Source organism: Agathobaculum sp. (genome assembly GCF_034098985.1).
In the GTDB taxonomy this organism is placed as follows: domain Bacteria; phylum Bacillota; class Clostridia; order Oscillospirales; family Butyricicoccaceae; genus Agathobaculum.
In genome coordinates, this window is sequence record NZ_JAXEOA010000001.1 from 1 (window position 1) to 24,034 (window position 24,034).

Annotated in this window: 18 protein-coding genes and 1 pseudogene; 11 read left to right on the top strand and 8 right to left on the bottom strand. The window is 57.7% G+C overall.

Going from position 1 to position 24,034, the window contains the following annotated elements; all coding sequences use genetic code 11:
* Nucleotides 1-5 precede the first annotated feature (5 nt).
* The 5 genes and pseudogenes from SO058_RS00005 to SO058_RS00025 all read left to right on the top strand — a co-directional run bounded on the left by SO058_RS00005 (nt 6) and on the right by SO058_RS00025 (nt 5,157).
* The gene (locus tag SO058_RS00005; protein ID WP_320840979.1) at nt 6-173 is read left to right on the top strand and encodes a hypothetical protein; all 168 of its coding nucleotides are present in this window, start codon (nt 6-8) and stop codon (nt 171-173) included.
* 25 nt (nt 174-198) lie between these two features.
* Entirely contained in the window at nt 199-522 is a 324-nt protein-coding gene (locus tag SO058_RS00010) for a cyclic-di-AMP receptor (RefSeq protein WP_320840962.1), read from the top strand.
* Nucleotides 519-1,397 carry a hypothetical protein gene (locus SO058_RS00015; RefSeq protein ID WP_320840963.1) on the top strand — a complete coding sequence of 293 codons (879 nt, stop codon included), beginning with the start codon at nt 519-521 and terminating at the stop codon, nt 1,395-1,397. Before SO058_RS00010 ends, SO058_RS00015 begins: the two co-directional genes overlap by 4 nt.
* Before the next feature lie 21 nt (nt 1,398-1,418).
* Nucleotides 1,419-2,171: pseudogene (locus tag SO058_RS00020) on the top strand (PSP1 domain-containing protein); the annotation flags it as partial.
* 433 nt (nt 2,172-2,604) lie between these two features.
* Nucleotides 2,605-5,157 carry an S-layer homology domain-containing protein gene (locus SO058_RS00025; RefSeq protein WP_320840964.1) on the top strand — a complete coding sequence of 851 codons (2,553 nt, stop codon included), beginning with the start codon at nt 2,605-2,607 and terminating at the stop codon, nt 5,155-5,157.
* A 69-nt stretch (nt 5,158-5,226) separates the two neighbouring features.
* Here the strand turns inward: SO058_RS00025 and SO058_RS00030 are convergent, their stop codons facing one another.
* Nucleotides 5,227-5,832, bottom strand: a complete 606-nt coding sequence (locus SO058_RS00030; protein ID WP_320840965.1) for a hypothetical protein — start codon at nt 5,830-5,832, stop codon at nt 5,227-5,229.
* A 263-nt stretch (nt 5,833-6,095) separates the two neighbouring features.
* Here SO058_RS00030 and SO058_RS00035 point away from each other — a divergent pair, with 263 nt between their 5' ends.
* The gene (locus SO058_RS00035) at nt 6,096-6,719 is read left to right on the top strand and encodes a hypothetical protein (protein ID WP_320840966.1); all 624 of its coding nucleotides are present in this window, start codon (nt 6,096-6,098) and stop codon (nt 6,717-6,719) included.
* Between the two features lie 62 nt (nt 6,720-6,781).
* On the opposite strand, the gene SO058_RS00040 is transcribed toward SO058_RS00035, so the two are convergent.
* The gene (locus tag SO058_RS00040) at nt 6,782-9,457 is read right to left on the bottom strand and encodes an S-layer homology domain-containing protein (protein ID WP_320840967.1); all 2,676 of its coding nucleotides are present in this window, start codon (nt 9,455-9,457) and stop codon (nt 6,782-6,784) included.
* Between the two features lie 233 nt (nt 9,458-9,690).
* Between SO058_RS00040 and SO058_RS00045 the strand changes: the two genes are divergently transcribed.
* Nucleotides 9,691-10,728, top strand: coding sequence for a tyrosine-type recombinase/integrase (locus SO058_RS00045; RefSeq protein ID WP_320840968.1), 1,038 nt, complete (start codon nt 9,691-9,693; stop codon nt 10,726-10,728).
* Here SO058_RS00045 and SO058_RS00050 read toward each other — a convergent pair.
* From SO058_RS00050 to SO058_RS00065, 4 genes are all read right to left on the bottom strand, one after another.
* Nucleotides 10,715-11,989 carry a hypothetical protein gene (locus SO058_RS00050; RefSeq protein WP_320840969.1) on the bottom strand — a complete coding sequence of 425 codons (1,275 nt, stop codon included), beginning with the start codon at nt 11,987-11,989 and terminating at the stop codon, nt 10,715-10,717. The genes SO058_RS00045 and SO058_RS00050 overlap by 14 nt on opposite strands.
* Before the next feature lie 92 nt (nt 11,990-12,081).
* On the bottom strand, nt 12,082-12,486 hold the full coding sequence (locus tag SO058_RS00055) for a GtrA family protein (RefSeq protein WP_320840970.1): 405 nt from the start codon (nt 12,484-12,486) through the stop codon (nt 12,082-12,084).
* A complete protein-coding gene (locus SO058_RS00060) occupies nt 12,483-13,421 on the bottom strand; it encodes a glycosyltransferase family 2 protein (protein ID WP_320840971.1) in 939 nt (312 codons plus the stop codon). Before SO058_RS00060 ends, SO058_RS00055 begins: the two co-directional genes overlap by 4 nt.
* Complete coding sequence (locus SO058_RS00065) at nt 13,414-14,802, bottom strand: glycosyltransferase family 39 protein (RefSeq protein WP_320840972.1); 1,389 nt, start codon at nt 14,800-14,802, stop codon at nt 13,414-13,416. The genes SO058_RS00060 and SO058_RS00065 overlap by 8 nt, the downstream gene beginning before the upstream one ends.
* 193 nt (nt 14,803-14,995) lie before the next feature.
* Between SO058_RS00065 and SO058_RS00070 the strand changes: the two genes are divergently transcribed.
* Nucleotides 14,996-17,263 (top strand): S-layer homology domain-containing protein, encoded by a 2,268-nt coding sequence (locus SO058_RS00070; RefSeq protein ID WP_320840973.1) that lies wholly within the window; start codon nt 14,996-14,998, stop codon nt 17,261-17,263.
* Nucleotides 17,264-17,469: 206 nt separating this feature from the next.
* On the top strand, nt 17,470-19,197 hold the full coding sequence (locus SO058_RS00075) for a phospho-sugar mutase (protein WP_320840974.1): 1,728 nt from the start codon (nt 17,470-17,472) through the stop codon (nt 19,195-19,197).
* Between the two features lie 35 nt (nt 19,198-19,232).
* On the opposite strand, the gene SO058_RS00080 is transcribed toward SO058_RS00075, so the two are convergent.
* Both SO058_RS00080 and trkA read right to left on the bottom strand, forming a co-directional pair.
* Complete coding sequence (locus tag SO058_RS00080) at nt 19,233-20,678, bottom strand: TrkH family potassium uptake protein (RefSeq protein WP_320840975.1); 1,446 nt, start codon at nt 20,676-20,678, stop codon at nt 19,233-19,235.
* Nucleotides 20,675-22,045, bottom strand: a complete 1,371-nt coding sequence (trkA, locus tag SO058_RS00085; protein ID WP_320840976.1) for a Trk system potassium transporter TrkA — start codon at nt 22,043-22,045, stop codon at nt 20,675-20,677. The genes SO058_RS00080 and trkA overlap by 4 nt, the downstream gene beginning before the upstream one ends.
* A gap of 175 nt (nt 22,046-22,220) precedes the next feature.
* Here trkA and SO058_RS00090 point away from each other — a divergent pair, with 175 nt between their 5' ends.
* Nucleotides 22,221-22,973: a copper homeostasis protein CutC gene (locus SO058_RS00090; protein ID WP_320840977.1), complete on the top strand. Its 753-nt coding sequence runs from the start codon at nt 22,221-22,223 to the stop codon at nt 22,971-22,973.
* 6 nt (nt 22,974-22,979) lie between these two features.
* Nucleotides 22,980-23,825, top strand: coding sequence for a BglG family transcription antiterminator LicT (gene licT, locus SO058_RS00095; RefSeq protein WP_320840978.1), 846 nt, complete (start codon nt 22,980-22,982; stop codon nt 23,823-23,825).
* Nucleotides 23,826-24,034 lie beyond the last annotated feature (209 nt).

Genomic DNA, 24,034 nt, shown 5'->3' on the forward strand with positions numbered 1-24,034 from the left:
GCCGCGTGCCGGTCGAATCGGCGGCGGGGCTGGTGTGCGCGCGCCCGGTCACGCCGTATCCGCCCGGCATCCCGCTCCTGTGGCCGGGTGAGAAAATTACCGGGGCGCACATTGAACTTCTGCGGGAAAGATGGTACAATGAAGTCGACGAAATTTACGTCGTCATCCCCTAAATCGTATTCAAGGAGGGAAACCCCTATGAAAATGGTACTTGCGATCATCAATTACGACGACGCGCAGGACGTGATCAACAGCCTGATGAAAGCGGGCTTTTCCATCACCAAGCTGGCGACGACCGGCGGCTTTCTCAAGGCCGGCAACGTGACCATCCTGATCGGCCTGGACGAGAGCCGGCTGGACGAGGCGTTCGATATCATCCGCGAGCATTCTTCCTCGCGCAAGCAGGTCATCCCGACGACTGCGGAGCTTGGCATGGGCTTTTTCCCCTCTACGCCGGTGCAGGTCGAGGTCGGCGGTGCGACCGTGTTCGTGCTGAACGTCGAACGGTTTGAGAAGCTTTGATCTCGTTTGACGCGCTCCCAGACAACGCACCGCTTAAAAACAGTCTGAAAAACGCGCTTTCCGGGCGGTTTCCGCAAACCATCCTGCTTTCGGGCGACGCGGGCAGCGGGCTTGCCGAATGGGCAAAAACTATCGCTGCCGCGCTGCTGTGCGAAAGCGGGGCGGCCCGCCCCTGCGGGGCATGCGTTTCCTGCCGCAAGGCCGAACAGGGCGTGCATCCCGATCTGACCATTGTGGACGAGGGGGAAAACGAGCTGAAAGTCGATCTTGCGCGCCGGATCAAAGCGGAAAACGCCATCGTGCCGAATGACGGCGACCGCCGCGTGACCGTCATCCACCATGCGCAGAACCTCAACCCCGCGGCGCAGAACGCGCTGCTCAAGGTGCTCGAAGAGCCGCCCGGCTATGCGTTTTTCATCCTGACCGCCGAGCAGCCTGACGCGCTTTTACAGACCGTGCGGTCGCGGTGCGTCGATTTCGCGCTCGAACCGCCGAAAAGCGCTATTTCGGACGAGGAAGCCTCCGCGCTGCTCGCGCCCTATCTGGACGCGCTCGCGGCGGGCCGCGAGGACGGGCTGATGAAAGCCGCGCTTGCGCTTGAAAAAACGCCGCGCCGTGCACTGCTCACGCTGTTCGGGCTATTGCAGGCCGCGCTGCGCGATGCGGTGCTGGCGGCAAACGGCGTGCAGACGCTGCCGCTCATGCCTGCGCTGTCCAAGCAGGCCGCGGCGCTCTCCCGCGCGGTATCCTCCGCGCGGCTGCTCGAAGCCTATGATTTTATCGATGTGCTGCTTGACCGCGTATCCCGCAACGCCGCTTCGGCGGGCATGACCTGTGCGCTGACGAGCGATCTGTTTCGCATCTGCTATCTATAAACCCACGTTTGGAGGAATAAATTGACCAGTGTAATTGGAGTCCGTTTTAAAGTAAACGGAAAAATGTATTATTTTGACCCGCAGGATATTGAGGTCAAAACAGGCGACGACGTCATTGTCGAGACCGCGCGCGGTCTGGAATACGGCGAAGCCGTGCAGGGCAACACCGAGGTGCCCGACCAGACGGTCGTCCAGCCGCTCAAGCGTCTGGTGCGCCTCGCGACCGACGCCGACCGTCAGACGCTGCAAAGAAACCAGAAGCGCGCCGACGAGGCGTTTCTCATCTGCAAGCAAAAGATCGAAGAGCGCGGCCTTGACATGAATCTAGTCACAGTGGAATGTACGTTCGACATGAACAAAATGCTGTTTTACTTTACCGCGGACGGCCGTGTCGATTTCCGCGAACTCGTCAAGGATCTGGCCAGCGTGTTCCGCACGCGTATCGAGCTGCGGCAGATCGGCGTGCGAGACGAGGCTAAGATGATCGGCGGCCTCGGCGCGTGCGGCCGGGAGCTCTGCTGCTCTTCCTATATGGAGGATTTTCACCCGGTTTCGATTAATATGGCCAAGGAACAGAACCTTTCTTTGAATCCAGCCAAGATCTCGGGCACCTGTGGCAGGCTGATGTGCTGTCTGAAGTACGAGCATGAGGCTTATGCCGAGCTGCAAAAGGTCACGCCCCGCGTCGGCAGCACGGTCGAAACACCCGAGGGACGCGGTAGGGTTGCGTCGGTGCAGATGCTGCGCGGTACCTGCAAGGTTCAGCTGGAGGACGCGCCCGACCATACGCTGACGCAGTTTCCGTGCACCGAATGCTGCATGCAGCGCGGCGGTGGCGGATGCTGCCGGAGCCGTGCGTCAAACGCTGAGAAGAAGCCCGACCAGCCAAGGCCCGAGCGTGCGCCCCGTGCGGACAAGCCTGTGGAAATGCCGGCGGAGACGTCGGCGGCAGCCGTACCGGCTGAAGGACAGGCCGGTGAAGGCGCGCCCCGCCGTCGCAGACGGCGCGGCGGCCGCCGCCGCAACAGGAAACCCGGCGATGGACAGGCATCTGCATCAGAAAATTCTACCGCCGAATAAAAATAAAAGCGAGAAGCGCCCCATTGCGGGGCGCTTTTTTATACAGAATTCTCCAAATGTCGAATTGTGTAAAAGAAGATTAAAGTTGCATTTTTGACAAGTGCATGCTATAATGCGGCATCCGGCGGTGGGGGAAAATTATTTTCACCGCCATCAGAAAAAGGTTCTCGCACTGGTCCTGGCGTTCGCTTGCGCGTTCACCATGTTCGCCGGTGCGGCGTTCACGGATGCGGCGGATATCAACAGCGATAACGTCGAAGCCGTTGACACGCTGGTTGCGCTGGGCGTTATCAACGGTTACACCGATGGTTCGTTCCAGCCGAACGGCACGATCACCCGTGCTGAAATGGCAAAAATGATCTACGTACTTCGTACCGGCAGCGACAACGCTGACGCGTACAAATCCACCGCTACCAAGTTCACCGACCTGAACACCTCGAAGAGCTCCTGGGCCGCAGGCTACATCAAGTACTGCGAAGCCCTCGGCATCATCGCTGGCAAGTCGGCGACCAAGTTCGATCCTGACAATACGGTAACCGGTGAGGAAGCCGCCAAGATGCTGCTCGTTACTCTGGGCTACAACGCGGAAACCGCCAAGCTGGTTGGTACCGGCTGGGCGCAGCGCACGACCGCTCTGGCTGACGAAAACGGCCTGCTGGACGGCGTTACCGCTCCGCTGAAGCTGGCTCTGCCCCGTGAATGGGCTGCTAAGCTGATGTTCAACGCGGTTGACGCTTACACGGTCAAGCTGACCGACGGCGAATACTCCAACATGAACATCATCGGCACTTACTATCCCACCATCGGTGAGAAGTACATGGGCCTGAAGAAGACCATCGGCACGCTGAATTCTGTCCTCAAGACCGACGGCAAGGACACCTATGAAGTTACCATCACCAACCCGACCTCGGATTCTACCGGCGGCACGACGAGCCCTGTTTTAAACTTCAAGGCGATCGAAAAGGACTACTCCTCGCTGAAGTATCAGCAGGTTAAGGTTCTCTACAAGGAGAAGGACAAGGTTTACGGCATCTACGCGACCAAGGACAACGAGTCCAGCGCGGGCCTGCTGGCTGACCTGAAGATGGACGGCTCCAAGGTCAAGCTGGGCAGCGACAAGTATGACCTGGATGCTACCACCAGCGTTTATGTGGACGGCGTGAAGGAAACCGCCGCCTCTTACGACGAGATCGCAGAGTGGGTTACTGACAATGCCGAGGGCAAGGTTAACGCGCAGAACTCGGCGAGCTACGGCAAGGGCGCGAAGGTTGAGCTGCTCTCTACCGACGGCAACACCAAGATGGACACCCTGCGCGTAACTACTTTCTCGGTTGAGAAGGTCACTTACGTTGGCAAGGATTACATCAATGCCGGCGGCGTTAAGAAGGATGAAGACTGGAACTATCCGTCCGACGTCAAGAAGGACGACTACGTTGTCGTCTCTTCCAAGGATAACTATGCCGACGGCAAGGGCCTGATCGAAAAGGCTGAGTCTGTCGAGGGCAAGGTTACCGCGACCAAGGGCAGCGATCAGGTTACCATTTCCGGCACCTGGTACAAGATGAACACCGGCGTTACTGCTCCCCGCATGAACGCTACCGTTAAGCTGATTCTGGTGAACGGCTTTGCTTACGAGGTTACCACGGTTACCGCCGGCACGTCCGACGTGGCTCTGGTTGCCGAGGTCAAGCAGACCTCCGGCGTTGGCTCGGTATGGCAGGCGCGCGTGATCTTCGCTGACGGCAGCGACAAGGTCGTTACTGTTGATGAGGTCGACGGCGCTGATCCGACCACCAAGAATGTTGCTGACGGCTTCCTGGCCACCTACACGGTATCCAAGGATAAGTACAGCTTCACCACGATCGACACCACCGAGAAGGCTGGCTACGCCAACCTGCTGACCGGCACTGGCCTGAAAATCGACGGCAAGGCGACCGGCACCATGGATCTGAACGGCGCTTCTGGCACCCACTCTGTTTACTTCGACGGCAACACGGTTGCGTTTGTTCGCTCTGAGAACGACAAGTACAAGGTTGTCAAGGGCACCGACGTGAAGAACTGGAAGGAAACGACCGGCGTTGGCCTGACGGCTCTGGCTGAGGTTTCTTCCGGCAACAACTACGCGAAGATCGCTTATATCGACCTGAACACGACCAAGGTTCCGGGCGGCTCCGACAAGACCTACGCGGTTGCGCTGGATTCCTCCTACACCGAGAACATCGACGGCACCACCTACACGATGATCAAGGCTTGGAACGGCACTGAGGAAACTGTTTATAAGATCGACGGCTCTTTGACGTTTGCCAAGGGCGATGTGTTCGAGTACTCTGTCGACAGCGAGGGCGTTGCTGATGTGACTAAGCTGGCTGACGACGGCGCTACGAATGAGAAGGTTCTTGCTACCACGCAGGTCACCTCTTATGACGAAGGCACTGGCGACATCGGCCTGCTGGAAGCAGTTGCTACCGGTTCGAAGTCCAAGATCGACAGCAAGGACACCGTTGTCTTGTATGTTGATTCGGATGCGAAGATCGGCGTTGGCGACGGCGAGGTTCAGGTCGCTGAGGACACCGACGGCGACGGCAACAAGGAAAACAACGTTACTGTTTACTCCGAGAAGGACGAGGATCAGATCCTTGTAATTGTTGTGGACGTAAACAACAACATGGATTGGAGCTAAGTTCTTTTAGAACTTACTTCTAAGCAAGCAAAAGCTCCCTGCTCAATTGAGCAGGGAGCTTTTCTTAATTTAATGGAAGACAATATAATGATAGGTTTTCTTCTGCATATTGCAGTTGACAGCACCGCCTTGATAAACAGTAAAGCCGCCCTCTGTAATAGCGATCGTTGAATCGCCTTTCCAATTTGCGGGCTTGCCGGTAAATGCAATGCCACCGTGTGCGTAGTTCGAGTTGTATTCCCAATAGGTGCCATCCTGCACGCAGATAACCACAAGCGGGGTAAATCCGAGGGAAATGGTACGGGTGGCCGTGCCATCCCCATCATAGGTTCCAAAATTGACTTCGCATTTCTTTGCGAGCACTGCTTCTTGATTAGAAAAATGCGTTTCAAGCTCTGTAAGTGCCGATTGCTCTGCTTTTGCTTCAATTTCTGCTTGTAACTCACGGGACAACATGGATCTGGGAATCGCATCCCCAAACGTCTGCGTAATAATACCGGAAACGCGGCCGTCCAGCCGTTCCGCATCGTCGCAGATGCCGTTTACGGCCTCGCGAAGCTCCTCGGGGCTGCTGTCGAACCGGGCTTTCAGGTCTTTGGGCGGCAGGCTCGGCTGGTCGGGCAGCTCGCTTACCGTGTGGGTGAATTTTGTGATCTTATGGTCGGAAAATGACATGAATGGTGTTCCTCCTTAAAAAGCGCGCGCGGGCGCGCGTGGCGGACGCCCGCGTGCTTTGTCCTGCGGGAAGAAGTAAGCAAGGCTTTATAATAAGCGGAAACGGAAAAAAGGCAAGCGCAATTATTTGCGCTTGCCTTTTCCTGTTTTTCGGCTATTCTAAAAGACGCTTACTTTCCCCGGAAATCATCGTGGGGGCTGGTCCCCCTCACGCGCGCCCGTGCGCCATTTAAGGAACGCGCGCGGGAGTAAAGGAGAATGACATGAACGAAAACTATACCATTGACGCCTTTGCCGAGCCCATCACCGCGCTGCCGACGCAGCCCAGCCTGCCGCCGGACGAGCTCAAGCGCCGGCTGCAAGCCCCTGCGGAGGAAGTCCGGCAGGCGCATAACGCGCTGGCGCAGTCGCACAAGCGGCTGGACAACCGCGTTTCCGGCATTGTCGCGCAGACTTTCGGGGATACTATCCCGAAATCCATGCTGTCTCACGAATTGCAAAGCGAGCTAGACGCGAAAGCCAAACAGGAAACACTGCTAGCCGAAATTGAAATGCGTGAGCGGCTTGCAAAGTCTGTCACGCAGAAATGCGAAGCATTTTTTGGTGTCTATACCGGTGATGGACAAGCTGAGCAGCTGATCCAACTAAATTTTACGCCAAAAGCAGTTTTGGTCTTTCAGGAATTTGGCATAACAGGAACCGGGTCTTCTTATCAGGGCGGTTTGGCATTTCCGGAACATCCGGCTAAAATAACATCAGGCGGAGTGATATTGCCTATTATCACAATCGAAGAGCAGGGCTTTTGTGTATATAATAAAACCTACGGAAGTATTTCTGTGAACACAAATATGTCGAACTATCCCCACTATTTCATTGCGTTTCATTAATAAAAGCCTCCGAGCATATGCTCGGAGGCTTTTCTAGTTGGGTAATGCGCTATGATATCAAATTACTTGATGTCATTCGCAATTTCAACAACCAGCAGCTTCAGCTCAACCTTGCCGTCGCTGTTCTTGGTTGCCTTAGATACGAAGTAGGCGTTGTTGTCGCCCAGCAGCTTGCCAGCCGCATCCTTGTTCGCGATCTGGATGCTGCCGCCCGAAACGCCCTCAACCTTATCGGAATCGATGTAAAGGATGGTGGTGTCGTCGGTGATCAGGAACTTATTGGTGCTGTCAACCTGAACATCGGAAGTCGTGCCGACGCTGTCCTTAGAGGCAAACTGCAGGTTCTTGCCGCCGTCGAACGCGAAGATCTGCTTCTCGTCAGTACCGTAATCCAGAACCTTCTCGGCCTTGATCACGCCTTCGCCCTGATCGGTGTAGGAAATGAAGTCGCCCTTATCCAGACCAGTGGTCTTGTTCTTGTCAAGCACGTCGATGGTCTCGGTGCCGTTCCAGATGGTCAGCGCGGTAGCCGCGTCGCCGTTGGCCAGCTCAGACTCGTACGGAGCGCTGACAATGTAGCCATAAACCTTGTCGTCGGAAGCGCCCGGATCTTCGATGCTCATGGTCACATACGCAACCTTGACATACTTGTAGCCGTTTTCGTTATTGTAGATATAAGCGGCAACATCGCTGTTAGAGCTTGTTACGCTCGTGCCCCAAGCCTTAGCGGCCTTGCCGGTGATCGTCTTATAGTCGTTGTTGCCGGTGCCCGAGCGGACAAAGACAACAGCGTCGTCAGAGATCGGATTACCGTCGATTTCCTTGTCGGTGTATTCCTTGGAATTTTCAAAGCCGTCGTAGCCGAGAACGGACTCAGCATCTACACTGCCTGCAACCGGAGTCAGGCGGTACTTGTCGTCAACGATCTTGTAGGTGAACAGAGCATTGTTCGTCTCAATGGTCTTGGCAGCACCGTCGTTATAATTGAGGACCGTACCCGAGGTGTAAGAAGCATCATAGTAGGTCGAGCCGTCGATCGAAACCTTACCAATGGTGATTTCCTGCGTCTTGCCGTCGCCCAGCAGAACCTTGGCGCGCACGTCGCCGTAGTCGTTCGACAGGCCCTGGACTACCAGGAAGCTGCTCGTGGAAGCAACCGCCGAGGTGGTCTTCGCACCGTAAGCAACGCCGTTGATAATGAACAGATCCATATTGTTGCCGTTCTTGAACGTTACGCCAGCAACCTGCGTGGTCTTGTACCAGTCAGAACCGATCTTGACCTCGGTTACCGGGGCAGAACCCTTGACACCGGAGATCTTGCCGGAAACAACGTCAATCTTAGTAACGACCGGATCGCCGGTGCTGGTGTAAGCGCCGTCTACGTAAGCGGCATAGTCGTTCTTGGCGATGCCGTCGTAAACATCAGCGTCGTCAAAATCTACCGAGCCGGCAAAGCCGAGCGTGTTCAGCGCAGCGCTGGCACTGGTGCCTTCCGGTGCGACCAGGGTAGCCTTGTCGGAAGATACGTAGTTGACCTTGGAAGCCTTGATCGGGGTAACAATCGCAACATCAACCTTGTCGTTGCCGTTGTTGTCAACCAGAACAACCTTGGAGCCCAGCGTAATATTCGCCGAGGTCAGGTCTTTCATAGTGCTGATGCTAGCAATAGCATTGCCCATAGCATCCTTAACCGGGAGATCCTCAGATTTTGCAGTCTCGGTCTTGTACTCTACGCTGTCGGCCTTGAACGTATTTGCAGTCGCAGAAATCTTATCGAGACCGTTGACCGTGGTCTCAACAACCAGATCGGAGTCGCCGGTCACATATACGCCGAAGACATCGTCGGTATCCTTGTAGAGGACCTTGATCTTCTGCGCCATGTAAGGAGCCAGGTCTTCGCCCATTTTGGTGAACGAGATCGTGCCGCCGAGAGAAGCAGTGTAGCCCTTGACATTGTGGCCGGTCGCGGTGACGATGCCTTCAATCGTGTTCAGGCCGAGGTACTTCTTGCCCAGTGTCTCGTTCTTGGTAACCGTCTGCGATACCCAGAAATCATCCACGCCGTCATTGTCGGAGTCCTTGCCAACGATCTCGCTGGTCGTGTAGGTCTTCTTCTCGTACTGGCCGTCCTTCAGGGTGACAACATCGGCGTTAACCGCGTTGTACATGATCTGAGCGGCGTACTGGCGGGGCAGCGCCTGGCTCAGCGGGGTGTTAACGTCCTTCAGCAGGCCGTTCTCATCCGCCAGCGCGGTAGCGTGCTGCGCCCAGCCCTTACCTACCAGGCCGGCCTGCTCAGCATTGTAGCCCAGCGTTACAAGCAGCATCTTGGCAGCTTCCTCGCCGGTTACCGTGTTGTCAGGATCGAACTTGGTAGCAGACTTGCCGGCGATGATACCCATCGCTTCGCAGTACTTGATGAAGCCAGCCGCCCAAGCACTCTTGGAAGTGTTGAGGTCGGTGAACTTGGTAGCGCTGGCCTTGTAGGCATCAGCATTGTCATTGCCTGTGCGCAGAACATAGATCATTTTCGCCATTTCTGCACGGGTTACAGTCGCATCGGGCTGGAAAGAGCCATCGGTATAGCCTTTCAGAACGCCCAGCGCAACGAGCATGTCAACGGCTTCGGCATTGGCATCCTTGATGTCAGCCTGATCCGTGAACGCCGCACCGGCGAACATGGTGAACGCGCAAGCGAACGCCAGGACCAGTGCGAGAACCTTTTTCTGATGGCGCACTCCGCAAGAAAGTGCTGACCTAGAGGCCGCATAACCTCGTAAAATCAGGGAAATATAGCATAAGCAAAGAAAACGGAAATTTCTAATAAATTATATAAAAAACCCTATTAACGACATATATTTACATTTACAAGAAAAAACAATTCATTTTTAGGAATCTATCGACAAAAGACGACAAAAATCTTTCGCCATGTGATACAATAAAACCCAAAAAGATTAAAGGGGGAAAATAGGTGGAAAAGCCACACATTTATGAAGAGGACGGCTGCATCCATTTCGTTCTGCGGCCTGAAGACCTTATGCGCCTCAGGTATTCAGAGGAGGCGAAGACCTCGCTTGTGGATTTTATGGATCAATGGCTGAATTTGATGAAAACACAGGTGCGTGAAAACACCATGGACGGCTACCGCTATGTGTTTAACAAGCACATCAAGCCCTTTTTCGGTGCGCGCGGCGTGACGCTTGCGACCGCCCGGCCCAAGGATTTTCAGGATTTTGTCAACCGGAAGTTTGAAGAGGGTCTGTCGCCGACATCGATCGTCAAATTTCATTCCATCCTGCATAAATGCATGAAATACGCGGTCGCGCTGCAAATCATCCCACTCAATCCGTCGGACAACGTCATGCTGCCTAAACGCCAGTCGTTTCGCGGGCAGGTGTACGACCGAACCCAACTCAACATCTTTTTGGCAGCCGCGCTGCATTCGCCTGCGGAAGCCGCGTTTGTGCTGGCCGGAACCTATGGCCTGCGGCGGAGCGAGGCGGCAGGCCTGCGCTGGAGCGCGGTCGACCTGCGTGCGCGCACGCTGGTCATCAACCATACCGCGGTGCAGTCCGGCGGACGGGTGATCTATGCCGACAATGTCAAAACCAAATCGAGCTTCCGCACGCTGCCGCTGTCTGATTCGCTCAAGCGGTATTTAAGCGACCTGCGCCGCCGGCAGAATGAAAACCGCAAGCGCTATGGCAAGCAGTATCACAAGAGCGATTACGTATGCTGCCATGAGGACGGCTCGCCCTTGCGCCCGGATTATATCACACGCGAGTTTGAACGCGTGTGCCGGAACGCGGCGTTGCCGCGCATCCGGTTTCATGATCTCCGCCATTCCGTCGCGACCATCCTCCTGCAGCAGGGCTTTTCCCTGAAGCAAATACAAGATTGGCTCGGTCATTCGGACATTGCGACGACAGCCAACGTTTATGCGCATGTCCCGTATGTGGAAAAGATCTCGATCGCAAAGGGCGCGACGCCGTCCATCATGATAAACTGAACCGGAACGCAGCGGCATAGCCCGGCTCGTCTGCGGACAGCGCCGCAGTTCCGTCACTTTGCAGCGTGAGTTCGGGCTGCTGCCAGACGGGTGCGCAGTTTTCAGGAAGCTTTGCCGAGGCATGCATCTGCCCAAACGACAGCGAGCTGCCGCTGGTGGTCGCCAGCTCAAAGCCGTAGACGTTCCGCGTTTCATCGCGCATCGTTTGATCGAAACTGCCGTCTTTTTGGAACGCATAGCAAACGGTCACGCTGCCGCCCGCGGGGATGCTGATTTCGCTTTCCACGTAGTTAACGCGAGATGTGGACAGCGCGGCGGTAAAGACGCTTTCGAGCGAACCCTCTCCAAAGAGCATAGCAGGGTCGCGCAGCATGGTGTCGGCTGCCGCGGTCATGACCGCGCGGACAAGCAGCGTTTCATCGCTGCCGATCTCGTCCACCCGTCCGGCCAGATATAGGGAAAGGCAGTCCTCCATCGCCTGCGCAAAGGACATGGGCTGCCGGACAACGCGCCCCTGTCCCTGTTCATCGAGCGGGCGCTCTCTAGCAGGGTCGCTGTAAAACCGGAGGGCAGCTTCATCCGGAAGGCTCTCCAGTGCGATCACGCGCGCATATGCGCCATCCTCACCGGACCATAGCCCAAAGCCCTGCACACCGTTTTCGCGGTAATAGGTGGAGCCCATGCCAAAGCCGAACGCGGCAAACGGCCGGCCGTTGGTCGGGATCTCAAAGCTGCAATAGGTATCTGCGGGAAAGGAAATGTCCTCAAACGTATACACGTATACAGCCTGCCGGTAAACCGGTGTATCAGCGAGTGCGGTTTGAAGCGCCGTGCCGTCTCCGAGCAGGGTCACGACCTCGTCGAAAGAATCTGTGGCGCGGTATCCGCCCAGACGCACGGTACCGGCGACCGGCGCGCCGTCCAGCGTGGCTTGCGGCGTATAGCGGTCGAGCGCGCCCGCGGGCGCGCGGAACGGATAAAACAAGCGCACAGCCTGATCTGCACTGCCGGGGTTTTGCAGCACATAGCGGTCTGTCACCTGCGCGATGCCGTCCCCGGAGGACAGATCGGCGGAGACGAGGCGGTCGGCGGTCAGACCGTCCCCATCGGCGGTCAGCGGCAGGATGGGACCTGCATAGCTGGTAAAGCGGGGCGGTGCGGACAGCGGCTGGTCAAGAGGTATTTCGGCGGACGGCCCGCTCCGGCATCCGCTGAGCAGCAGGCAGCCGGACAGGACGACGCAAAGCAGCTTGTGTTTCATGATAACCCCCTCCTTATTATCAAGTTGGACGGACAGGACGGCGCAGGGTTCCTAAAACGGCAAACGGCGCGGGGAATCCCGCGCCGCTGTTTTTATTTTTCCTTGAAAGCAAAGAACCGCTGCCCAAGATAATTGAACCCGGTGAACAGGCACATGCCGACAAACATCGAGACATTGTCGCGTACTGCGGTCGAGGCGGAGGCGAGCAGCTGGAGGCAGAGCGGCTTTGCAATGCCGTAGGCCAGCAGATAGCATACCGCAATGTTGGCCGCGAACCGCAATACCTGTGAAACGCTGTTTTCTTTGTTCTGGAACGTGAAATATTTATTGAGGAAAAAGCTGAGGATGCTGGTCAGGATGTAATTCGCCGCTGAGGAGACCCAATAAGAGCAATGGGCCAGGTTATATAGCCCGAACATGATCGCCGTGCCGACCAAGGTGTTGACCACGCCGACCAGCAGGAATTTCGCGAGTTTTTTGTCGATCAGGTTTTTCATTTTACGCCCTCTTCGGTCTCACGGACCAGATAGCTCGGGCGTTTTTTGGTTTCCAGATAGGTTTTGGCCAGATACTGCCCCAAAATGCCCGTGCAGAAAAGCTGGATGCCGCCGAGGAACAGCACGACGCACATCAGGCTCGGCCAGCCGCCGACAGGATCGCCGAACGCGAGCGTTTTCACGAGGATGACACAGATATAAATAAACGCAATCACGCAAAGTACAAAGCCCAGCACGGACGCGATGGCAAGCGGAGCGGTCGAAAACGCGACAATGCCCTCGAGCGAATACTTAAACAGCTTCCAGAACGACCATTTGGTCTCGCCCGCCACGCGCTCGACATTGACGAACGGCACCCACTTGGTCTTGAAGCCAACCCAGCCGAAAATGCCCTTGGAAAAGCGGTTATACTCGCGCATGGACAGGATGGCCTCGACCATCGAACGGCGCATCAGCCGGTAATCGCGCGCGCCGTCGACAATGTCAGCGTCCGAGATCTTATTGATGAGCTTGTAGAAGCACCGCGCGAAAAACGAGCGGATGGGCGGCTCGCCGTCACGGGTGGTGCGGCGGGTGGCCGCGCAGTCGTACCCCTCCTCGGTGACCGCTTTATAGAGCGCGGGCAGCAGCGCGGGCGGATCCTGCAGGTCGGCGTCCATCAGCGCGACGAAATCGCCCGTCGCCGCCTCCAGCCCGGCCAGCATGCCGGCCTCCTTGCCGAAATTGCGCGAAAAAGAGACAAAGCGCACGCGCTCGTCCTTCTGCGCAAGCTCACGCAGGATCGGGAGCGTGCCGTCTTTGGAGCCATCGTCCACAAAGACGAATTCAAAGGCGCAGAAATCCATTTCCCGGGTCACGCGGTCGGCTTCCTTGTAAAAAAGCGGCAGCGCGGCCTCCTCATTGTAGCAGGGAACGACGAGCGAGATCTTATCCATGCTGTTCCTCCTTTCGCGGCAGGCGGTCGATGCCGAACGCCGCGGTCAAAAAGATGAAGAGCTGCGGAAGGTATGCATAACGCGGCTGTACCTCGATGAGCAGCAGTGCGCAGAACGCCGCAAAGACGGCGAAATAAGGCAGATATGCGGTCATCGGGCGTTTCTGCCAGCGCTTTTTGCCCCAAAGGCCGAACGCCCCAAGCCCGACCGCGAGGAAAAACAGCCCGCGGTCAAATTGCTGCATGACGGTATAGACCGTTTCGCGAGACCATGTCGGGTCTTTCTGCGTATGGCCGAACGCCCAGCCCAGCGAATCCGAGCACCACAGGAACCGGATTTTGTTGACAATATGCCGCGCGAGCTTGTCCGGCGAAGAGGACAGACGCTCGCGGATCAACCCGTTTTGCACCTGCTCGGTCGCAGGCGTGATTTGATGGTTCTCGTCAAGCGTCGGATAAATGAGTGCCCAATCGTCCTGCGAATAGCCGCCAGAGGTGTTGAAATTGAGGCCGGTGACGAATTTCCAGCCCGGGTTGCCGTTCTGTACGCCATAGGGGTTGAGGCCGGTCGCGCGTACGACCGCGCCTGCCGCCGCGTTCGTACCGAAATAGACGACGAGCAGCGTGAGTATCCCGAGCGCCAGCCGCTTTATGGCTTCCGGATGCGCGAACGCTTCAAACACCGCAAAGGCCAGCACGGCGACGAGCAGGATTAGTCCTTCGCTGCGCAAAAGGTTGCCGAGCTGGAGCGCGAGCCCTGCGAGCGGAAAACGCCAAAAGCCAAGCCGCGCGCAGTCCTTGCAGGCGAGCAGCCAAAGGCCGAGCAGCAGGAAAAACGCGGAGGGGATCTGGTTGGACAGCACGGTGTGCAGCGAGAGCGCGAAAGGGAAAGCAGTCAGCAAAATGGCAGCCGCCTGCGCCGAGGATTCGCGCACATGCTCGCGCGCGATACGGTACGTAAGGCATACGATCGCGGCCGACAGCACGGCGTTCACCAGCTCCAGACACAGCGGGTTGTTCCAAATGGAGAGGAACATAGCCTCCCATGCAACAAACACGCTTTGATACGCCCACAGTGAGAAATATACCGTGTCGAGGAAAGACAGGTCGCCAGCGTTTAGACTTTGCGCGGCCTCATACAGCATTTGAAAATCGCTTTCCAGCGGCGGGTGCAGCACGAGCACGAACGCCAGCCGCAAAAGCAGACCGCCGATAAACAGCCAGACAGTGAACCGCGGGATAGGTTTTTTGCGAAGAAACAGAAAAACGCCCGCCGCGAACAGCAGCGCAAGCGCGTAGCCGCTTAACATCAGGATGGAAGCGGCGGCGATGATGAAGCACACGGAAAAAAGGCCGCGTAAAGCGCGAAGCGGCTTGTCCATGGCTATCCCCCCCCTTAAAAGGATCTTTTATTTCCCCTTATTTTACCACGGTAGCGGGGTAATGTAAACCCGTCGAAAGCTATGTAATATAACCGGTTTGTGTCACCATTGTTACACTTTTCCCTTATCTCTTGTGAGAAATTCCGCGCCGGGATATAATTTTATTACATAAAAGACCAAGGATGGATGAGGTATGCTGAAAAAAATGATTGCGGTGTGCGGTGTGCTGTTCACGCTGCTTTTTGCCGCCTCGGCTGCCGAGCCGGTGTTCCCCGCTTCGCGCACAGGCATGGACGGGGAAACAAAATACGGATATCTGGATGAATCCGGCAGGACCGTGCTGCCGTTCGCTTATGCGGGCGCGGGCGAGTTTGCCGATTGCGGCCTTGCCGCGGTGGAAGACAACAAGTGGCAGACCGCGCTGATCGACCGGCAGGGCAACCTTATTGTGCCGTACACCGATGCGCCGGTATCGGTCGAATTTTCGGACGACGCGGCGGCATACCGTTACGCCGGCCACAGCGTATACTATACGCTTGCGGGCGAGAAAATCGGCTCCTATCCGGGCGCGGTCGGCTTTTTCTCGGACGGGCTGCTGCTCTGCAGGAGCGAGGCCTCGGGCCTATACCGTTATGTCACCGCGGACGGGCAGCCCGCCTTTGAGGGCGAGTTCCGCCAAGCGGGCGTGTTCTCAGGCGGACGCGCGCTCGTGCAGACAGAGCAGGGCGCTTATCTCGCCATCGACACCAAAGGCGAGACGCTGTTCACGGTTGATGAGGATATCACGCCCTCGTATATGACGATCTTCGACAATGACACCATCGTGCTCTATAACGGCACCAACCAAGCGCTGTATTCGCTGTCCGAGGGCAGATATGTGACCGACTTCTTGTACCATAACATCTCCGAGTTCCACGACGGCGTGGCGATGGTGCGGCAGGTCAACCGCTGGGGCATTATGGACACGGCCGGTCGCATGCGCACCGAGCCGACCTATTACTACCTGTCCTACATGGGCGACGGCCTATATGCTGCGCGAAGTCAGGACGGCTCCGCTGCTGCGGTCGACGCGGACGGCAATGTGATCTACCGCACGCCGAGCTATGTGGGCGGATTTGCGGAACTGAAATACGGCCTGTCGTGGCACGGTATGGCCGATGGAAGCATTATTTTCTTCCGCCGGAACGGCGGCTATTTTGCCAGCCTGAAAAACGCGGAAAATCCCAAGCTGCTTTCGGAAAATGTCGTCCGCGTCACGCAGGACGGCCAAAAGCGCTATATCAACCTCGCCACGGGCGCAACCTTGTTCGCACAGCCGTTGTCGTTCGATCTGGGGCAGGGCATCACGGCGAACACCGTGCACTATGAAAAATTCCTGGGCTATCAGAAAGACGGCAGCGAACACGGTTGGAACGTCGATTTTCCCGAGATCGCGGGACTGCCCGACGCGGATGTGCAGAAAAAGATCAACAATTCCATCCGCGAGTTTTTCCTCAAAGGGCCGTCGGTCACAGCGGAATACGAAGCGCTCGAGGGCAGCTACGGCGTGTCGCTCGAAGGCTCGGTGCTGGTCGTCTGGGCGAACTGCGTCAGCGGCAAGGGCGCGGGCTCGTCGGTCTGGAACAGCAATCTGGCGTTTGACGTGCGCACCGGCGCGGCGTATCAGATCACCGACCTGATGCAGGCTGATTATATCGAAACAGTCAAGGCGCTGCTTCCCGAGGGGCGCGAGATTTATATGTACAGCTTCCCGCGCATGAGCCAAAAGGGCGTGACCTATTTTTACAACGAATATGAGAGCGAGACCCGCCGCGCGCATACGGAGAGCTTCCTTTTGACCTTTGAGCAGCTTGGGAGCGCGGTCGACCGCGAGAGCGCGGCCTTTGCCGCCCTGCACACGGTCTACCAGCGTCCGCAGGTTTCGCCCGCGGACGCGCTGACCGACATCAGCGGGCATTGGGCTGAAGACCTGATACGGCAGGCTGCGGACAGCGGTCTGGTGCAGGGCGGCAAGGACGGCCGCTTCCGTCCGGATGACGCGATTACTGCGGCAGAGGTCTGCGCAACGGTCGCGCGTAGCAAAAAGCTGCCCGAAACCGATTTTCGCATGCCCGGCATTGCCCAAGGCCTCTGGTATACGGACGAGGTCAACAAGGTTTATGCCGCCGGCCTGCTCGAGGGCTTGACCGAAACCTTTTCCGCCGACGCGCCCATGACGCGGGAGGACGCGATGCAGCTTTTTGCCAACGTGCTGATGCAGTCGGACAAAACTCTGCCCGATGATACGGAAACGGCGTCACTGCTCGCCGCTTTTGCGGATGCCGATACGCTTTCGGCAGACCGCCGTGCCGCCGCCGCGCTGTGCGTGCGGGAAGGCCTGATCAAGGGTTCGGGCGGCAAGCTGCTGCCGGCCCAGAGCTTTACGCGCGCGGAGTTTGTCAAGCTCCTGCTTCTCATCTAAGCGAAGCGAGCCGCCCTTTCGGGCGGCTTTTCTTTTGTCCGAGACTGGGCGAAATGCCTAATTAAGCTTTGCCCGAATTGTGCGGGATCACCATTCGTTTCGTTCGATTCTCACGAATTCGCACAAACCCCCTTGCATTGACACACAGATATTGTATAATTTACATATGGTCGAGGGCCAAATACGAGGATGAGGTGAAACAGCATATGGATTATATGTCGGAATACAAGCGCTGGCTGTCGCGCGCCGAGCTTTCCGAGCAGGAGCGCGCCGAGCTTGCGGCAATTGAAAACAATAACGAGGAGATTGAAAGCCGGTTTTTCGCGCCGCTGTCGTTCGGCACGGCGGGACTGCGCGGCGTTTTAGGGGTTGGCCTCAACCGCATGAACCGCTTTACGGTCGGGCAGGCCACGCAGGGCCTCGCCAACCTGATCATCGGCGGCGGCAAGCAGCAGATGGACCGCGGCGTCGCCATTGCATATGACAGCCGCCACTTTTCGCCCGAATTTGCGCGCCTGTCCGCGAGCATCCTGGCGGCAAGCGGCATCAAGGCGCTGCTGTTTGACGAATTGCGCCCAACGCCTGAATTATCCTTCGCCATCCGCCACTACGGCTGCATCGCCGGCATTAATATTACTGCAAGTCATAATCCAAAAGAATATAACGGCTATAAGGTCTACTGGGAGGACGGTGCCCAGCTTCCGCCTAAGGAAGCCGACGTGGTTGCCCGGGAAATGGCGGCGACCGACTTGTTCACCGGCGTGCGCACGGGCGATTTCGACGAATTTGTCCAAAACGGCATGATCCGCATGCTGGGGCAGGAGACCGACGAAGCGTATCTGACCGAGGTGCTGGCTGTTGCGGTCAACCCGGACTGTGTCAAACAGGTGGCGGACGAATTTAAGCTGGTTTATACCCCGTTCCACGGCGCGGGCTACCGTCTGGTGCCTGAAATTTTGAAGCGGCTGGGCTATAAACATATCCTCTGCGTGCCCGAGCAAATGGTGATTGACGGCGATTTTCCGACCGTCGCCAGCCCTAACCCGGAGAATAAAGAGGGCTTTAACCTCGCGATCGAGCTTGCCAAGCAGAACGGCGTCGATCTAATCATCGGCACCGATCCGGATGCCGACCGCACGGGCATTGTTTTAAAGGATAAATCCGGCGAGTACATCACGCTTTCGGGCAACCAGGTCGGCGTGCTGCTGATTGACTACGTCATCACCGCGAAAAACCTGACCGGCACTATGCCGCGCCATCCGGCGGTGCTCAAGAGCATCGTGACGACCGAAATGGCGCGCGCCGCCGCGGAAAAGAACGGCGTAGCGTGCTTTGAAACGTTTACCGGCTTTAAGTTCCTTGCAGAAAAGATCAAGGAATTTGAGAAGACCGGCTCGCACGAGTACATTTTCGCCTTTGAGGAGTCTTACGGTTACTTATGCGGCGACTATGCGCGTGACAAGGACGCGGTCACAGCGTCCATGCTGATCGCGGAGATGGCCGCCTATTACCGCACGCAGGGCAAGACGCTTTACGACGCGATGGAGGAAATGTACGAGAAGTACGGCTATTACTGCGAGCAGACCATCTCGATCGTTATGCCGGGCGTTTCCGGCCTTGCGCGCATGAAAGAGCTGATGCAGGAACTGCGGGATACGCCGCTCACCGAGGTCGGCGGGGTTAAGGTTGATTTCATCCGCGACTACCAGCCGGGCACGCGCACCGGCGTGCAGGACGGTAAGACGGAAGCGATGGAGCTTTCGGGTCAAAACGTGCTGTATTATGAGCTTTCGGGCGGCACGAGCTTTATCATCCGCCCGTCAGGCACCGAGCCCAAGGTCAAGGTCTATATCATGGCCAAGGGCGAAAATAAGGCCGAGGCGGCGGCGAAAGTTGAAAAGCTGGCGGCTGCGGCGCGTGAGATCGTCAAGTAAAGGAAAAGAAGCATCCCGGGTGGGATGCTTCTTTTTTAGCGGTTGCGCCGCCACGTGGCGGGCGAAAACAGCAGCAGCATAGGGAAGAGCTCCAGACGTCCGGCCAGCATGTCGAACATCAGCACCGCCTTGCTGAACGGCGAGAAGAAGCCGAAATTGCAGGTCGGGCCGACCAGCTCAAGGCCGGGGCCGACGTTGTTGAGCGTCGCGGCGACCGCGGTGAAATTGGTCACCAGATCCGGACTTTCAATGGAGAGCAGCAGCACGGACAGAATGAAAATAAGCATGTAGGCGATCAGAAAGACGTTGACCGACCGCACGACCTCGTGCTGCACGCGGTGCCCGTCGAGCTGGTTGACGCGCACCGAGCGCGGATGGATCAAAAACTGCATTTCCTTGCGCACGCTTTTGAACATCAGCATAATGCGCGAGCACTTGATGCCGCCGCCTGTCGAGCCGGCGCACGCGCCGATAAACATCAGCAGCACGAGGATGCATTTGGAAAGCGCCGGCCACTGGTCGAAATCGGCGGTGGCAAAGCCCGTGGTCGTGATGATGGAAGACACTTGGAACAGCGCGTGGTGCAGGCTTTCAAATAGGCTGCCGAAGCGGTGCCAGACATTGAGGCCGATGACGACCGTCGCCGCGGCGATCACGCCCAGATACAGCCGTAGCTCCTCGCTTTTGAGCGCTTGCTTCCAGCGGCGGGTCAAAATGAGGAAATACAAGCTGAAATTGACGCCGAACAATATCATGAACACGGAAATGACGCCTTGCAGGTAATAGCTGTTATAATGCGCCATGGAGTCGTTCCAAATGCCGAAGCCGCCCGTGCCCGCGGTTGCCATTGCGGCATTGACTGCGTCGAACAGCGGCATGCCGCCCAAAAGCAGCAACACGGTCTCGAGCACGGTCAGCCCAAAATAGATGCCGTATAGGATCATGGCGGTCGTGCGCAGGTGGGGCGACAGTTTGCTGACCGACGGCCCCGGGCTTTCCGCGCGCATCAGGTACATCGAATGGCCGCCCGCGAGCGGGAGCACGGCCAGCATGAACACCAGAACGCCCATGCCGCCGACCCAGTGCGTCAGGCTGCGCCACAGGAGCGAGGCATGGCTGAGCGCCTCCACGTTGCTGAGGATAGTCGCGCCGGTCGTGGTGAAGCCCGAAATGGTTTCAAACAGCGCGTCCACATAGCTGGGGATCTCGCCGCTCAAAACAAACGGCAGCGCGCCGGTCAGCGCGAGCACGATCCAGCACAGCGCGACGGTGACAAAGCCCTCGCGCGCGTAAAAGCGGTTGTTCACCGGCTTTTTGCGAGCCATCAGCACACCGCAGAGCAGGCACAGCGCGGCGGTGAACAGAAAAGCAAGCCCTTCGCGCTCGCCTCTTGCGAGCGCAACTGCCATGGGCAGCAGCAAAAAGGCCGATTCAATGCCCAGCATCCAGCCGAGCAGGTACCGGACCATCGAGATATTCATGCGTCCGCGCCCTCCGCATCTTTCAGGAAAATGTCCTGCAGGTCTTTCATGCCCGTTTGGGTGCTGACCACGATGACAGTATCGTCCTCGCGCAGCACGTCCTGCCCGCGGGGGAGGATGCGCTTGCCCTTGCGGTTGATGCAGCAGAGCAGCACGTCCGGCCGGATGGGCATGTCCTGCAGGGGCACGCCGGTCAGGTGGTGCGCCGCGACGCGGAACTCAAGCGCCTCCGCGCCCTGCAGCTTATGCAGCGTTTCCACATTGGAGCCCATGGAGTTCTGCATCGCGCGGATGTACTGGGAGATGAGGTCGGCGGTCGTCTGCTTGGGGCGGATGACCACGCCGAGCGGCAGCCCCGCGATGACCTCCTCGAAGTTGACGCGGTTGATCTTGGTGAACGTACGCGCGTGCGAGTGCTTGCCCGCGTGCAGCGCGAGCAGGATGTTCTCCTCGTCCATGCCGGTCAGCGCAACAAAAGCCTCGCACGAACCGAGCCCTTCCTCATCGAGCAGGTCGCGGTCGGTGCCGTCCCCATGGATGATGGTGGCGCCGGGCAGCAGCTCGGAGAGCTGCTCGCAGCGTTCCAACCGGTTTTCGATGATCTTGACAGAAATCCCCGCGTCCAGCAGCATGCCGGCGAGGAAAAAGGAGATCTTGCCGCCGCCGATCAGCATAGCCGAGCCGATATGGTCGTTCGGGATGCCGATGGCTTCAAAAAAGTAAGCCTGCTCGCGCGGCGGCACGATGACGGTGATGTCGTCGCCCTCCTGCAAAATGAAATCCCCCTTGGGGATAAAGGTTTCGCCCGCGCGGTGCACCATGCACAGCAGCACGCCGACGCGCAGCATCGTGTTGACTTCGCAGACGGCCATGCCGTCCAGCCGCGAGCCAACGGGGATGCGCACATCGATCAGTTCGATACGGCCCTTGGCAAAGGTCGATACCCGGATGGCCGACGGGAAGCGGATGAGGCGCGAAACCACGCGCGCGGTCGACAGCTCGGGGTTGATGAGCATGGACAGGCCGAGCTCGTCGCGCAGAAAACCGACTTCGGCGACATATTCGGGGTCGCGCACGCGCGCGATCGTATGACAACCTGACGCTTTGCGGGCGATCAGGCAGGAAAGCAGGTTGATCTCGTCGTGTGTGGTTGCCGCAATAAGCAGATCCGCTTCCTTAACGCCCGCGTCCCGCAGCACGCTGTAGCTGGTGCCGCTGCCCCGGACGCTCGAAACGTCGAGCGCGGAAACCAGTTCGTCCAGCCGCCTGTCGGACAAGTCGACCAGCGTCAAATCGTGCCCTTCAGCCGCGAGCTGTTCAGCCAAAGCCGACCCCACTTTGCCGCAGCCTACGATAATGATGCGCATGTCGCGCCTCCTAGCATGAATATTTTCGATCTTTATTTCTTCTTTATATTACCCCATTATAGTCAATCCAAATGGAAAAAGCAATGGCTGCGGCGGATTTGACCCACTCCTCTGCACATGCTATACTATACAAAGAAGATCTGCGTAAATGGAGCGCATGAGGAGGAGGGCGGTCATGGCCTTTACACTGGAGGTCTGCGTCGATTCGGTCGTATCGGCGGAAAACGCGGCGCGCGGGGGTGCGACGCGGCTCGAATTGTGCGAAAACCTGGTCATTGGTGGCACGTCGCCCAGCTTTGCGCTGTTTGACCTGGTGCGCGAGCGGGTCGATATCCCGGTCCGCGTTCTGCTCCGGCCGCGGTTCGGCGATTTCCTCTATGACGAGGACGAGCTGGAGCTGCTGCGCCGGCAGGTGCGCGGCTTTGCCGCGCGGGGGGCGGACGGCGTGGTGATCGGCGTCCTCCGGGCGGACGGCTCGCTCGATGAGGCGCGCATGGCCGAGCTGATCTCGCTCGCGGGCGGCTGTGGGGTGACGCTGCACCGTGCGTTCGATGTGTGCCGCGATCCGTTTGAGGCGCTCGAAGCCGCGCGCCGTCTGGGTGTGGACACGATTCTAACCTCGGGCCAGCGGCAGAGCGCAAGAGAGGGCGCAGGTTTGCTCGCGGAGCTTTGCCGCGCGGCGGGGGGCAAGCCGCAGATCCTGGTCGGCGCGGGGGTGGACGCCGCGGCAATCCGCGAATTGCAGCCCATTACCGGGGCGGCGGCGTTCCATATGTCGGGCAAGCGCACGGTGGAAAGCCCGATGACTTACCGCAGGGAGGGCGTGCCCATGGGGCTGCCCGGCATCGGGGAATACGAACGCTTTGTCTGCGACGAGGCCGCCGTCTCGGCGGCGCGCAAAACGCTCGAAGCGCTCATGGGGGAGTAAAGACATATGCGGATTGAAAAAGTTCTCAACAACAATGTGATCGTCGCGCTCGACGAACACGGCGCGGAGACTGTGCTCATGGGGCGGGGGCTGGGCTTCGGCCGCCATGCGGGAGATCAGGTCCCGGAGGATGAAGCGGTAGAAAAGCGTTTCACGCTGCATAACGAGCAGCTTTCGGACAAATTCCAGCAGCTTATGACCAGCATCCCGCTTCCCCACTTCATGATGAGTGAGCGCATCATCAACCACGCTAAGATCGCCTTGGGCAAAGAACTGTCCGACAGCATTTATGTCACGCTGCCCGATCATATTTCGGCCGCGATCCTGCGCTATCAGGAGGGCATCACGCTTTCAAACCCGCTTTTGTGGGATATCCGGCAGTTTTATCCGGATGAATACGCGGTAGGCCACAAGGCCAATGAGATCGTCTTTGAGGAGACCGGCGTGCATTTCACCGAGGACGAGGCCGGCTTCATCGCCATGCACTTTGTAAACGCGCAGGTGGGCGGAGAAATCCGCGACGTGTACGATATGACCTACCTTATGCAGGAGGTCTTCCGCATCGTGCAGGAGGAGTTCGGCATCGCGCCCGATCAGGATTCGCTTGATTACTACCGGTTCGTCACGCATTTAAAATTCTTTGCGCGGCGCATCGTCAGCGGCCAGCGCTACGGAGACGACGAGGCCGACCTGCTCGAGGTCGTGCGCTTCAAATACCCGCGCTCGTTCGCCTGCGCGCAAAAGGTGTGCGAGTATGTCGAGCGGGAAAAGGGCTTTCAATCCGGGCAGAACGAGCTGCTGTACTTAACCATCCATATCGCCCGCATCACGGGCAAGGGCGACGACGATTAACAAAAAGCCGGGAAACAAGTTCCCGGCTTTTTTACTGCAATTTGTGCAAGATGACAAAAACTAGAAGAAATTTTTAATGCTTTCGACGGGTAAAAGCATCTTGCGCAATTGTGAACAGTTTGTTACAATAAAGGCAACAAGTAAACAGCGTCCTCGTGATTGGATTGTTACCGCACTCGCGGGCAAAACCAAATTTCTCGCAGAAGGAC

What these genes read in the sequence shown, in the direction of transcription:
- SO058_RS00050 (WP_320840969.1), bottom strand. Translation starts at nt 11,989, where the DNA reads ATGAAACACAAGCTGCTTTGCGTCGTCCTGTCCGGCTGCCTGCTGCTC.
- SO058_RS00060 (WP_320840971.1), bottom strand. Translation starts at nt 13,421, where the DNA reads ATGGATAAGATCTCGCTCGTCGTTCCCTGCTACAATGAGGAGGCCGCG.
- SO058_RS00070 (WP_320840973.1), top strand. Translation starts at nt 14,996, where the DNA reads ATGCTGAAAAAAATGATTGCGGTGTGCGGTGTGCTGTTCACGCTGCTT.
- trkA (WP_320840976.1), bottom strand. Translation starts at nt 22,045, where the DNA reads ATGCGCATCATTATCGTAGGCTGCGGCAAAGTGGGGTCGGCTTTGGCT.
- SO058_RS00030 (WP_320840965.1), bottom strand. Translation starts at nt 5,832, where the DNA reads ATGTCATTTTCCGACCATAAGATCACAAAATTCACCCACACGGTAAGC.
- SO058_RS00075 (WP_320840974.1), top strand. Translation starts at nt 17,470, where the DNA reads ATGGATTATATGTCGGAATACAAGCGCTGGCTGTCGCGCGCCGAGCTT.
- SO058_RS00055 (WP_320840970.1), bottom strand. Translation starts at nt 12,486, where the DNA reads ATGAAAAACCTGATCGACAAAAAACTCGCGAAATTCCTGCTGGTCGGC.
- SO058_RS00090 (WP_320840977.1), top strand. Translation starts at nt 22,221, where the DNA reads ATGGCCTTTACACTGGAGGTCTGCGTCGATTCGGTCGTATCGGCGGAA.
- SO058_RS00010 (WP_320840962.1), top strand. Translation starts at nt 199, where the DNA reads ATGAAAATGGTACTTGCGATCATCAATTACGACGACGCGCAGGACGTG.
- SO058_RS00080 (WP_320840975.1), bottom strand. Translation starts at nt 20,678, where the DNA reads ATGAATATCTCGATGGTCCGGTACCTGCTCGGCTGGATGCTGGGCATT.
- SO058_RS00065 (WP_320840972.1), bottom strand. Translation starts at nt 14,802, where the DNA reads ATGGACAAGCCGCTTCGCGCTTTACGCGGCCTTTTTTCCGTGTGCTTC.
- SO058_RS00035 (WP_320840966.1), top strand. Translation starts at nt 6,096, where the DNA reads ATGAACGAAAACTATACCATTGACGCCTTTGCCGAGCCCATCACCGCG.
- licT (WP_320840978.1), top strand. Translation starts at nt 22,980, where the DNA reads ATGCGGATTGAAAAAGTTCTCAACAACAATGTGATCGTCGCGCTCGAC.